The 410-nt window shown below is 58.3% G+C and carries 1 protein-coding gene; it reads right to left on the reverse strand.

Annotated features, from left to right (window positions below):
- On the reverse strand, positions 1-410 hold a 410-nt coding region (locus PF66_RS33460), incomplete at both ends, for a calcium-binding protein (RefSeq protein WP_241494372.1).

The following is a 410-nucleotide window of genomic DNA, read 5'->3' on the forward strand; positions in this document are numbered from 1 at the left end:
ACCGCCTTCCAGGCGGTCATCGCCGCCAAGACCACTGAGCGTATCGTTGCCCCCCAGGCCACGCAGGTCATCGTTACCATTGTCCAGACCAGTGAGGGTGTCATCTCCCTCGGTGCCGTAAGTCGTCAGAACTGCGGCCGTGAGCTGTTGCTGGCTCCACACGGTTCCATCGGCAAACTCGACACGGCTCAACTGGTAGTAGTTGCTGTAGCCGTAGGCGTTCAGGAACCAGTTCGCGATCGTCACTCGATCCTGGCCATTGCTGTGTTGCAGCACCAGATTCACGCCGTCTCGAATCACCTGGATATCCGACGCCTTGATGCCCGAGCCAAAACGCAACACGTCTGTGGTCCACATCGACTCCACATCAGAGATCGTGTCCTGACCATCCCCCAGTTCAAAGAGGTAGG

It is taken from the genome of Pseudomonas asplenii, assembly GCF_001293465.1.
GTDB classification, from domain to species: Bacteria; Pseudomonadota; Gammaproteobacteria; order Pseudomonadales; family Pseudomonadaceae; genus Aquipseudomonas; species Aquipseudomonas fuscovaginae_B.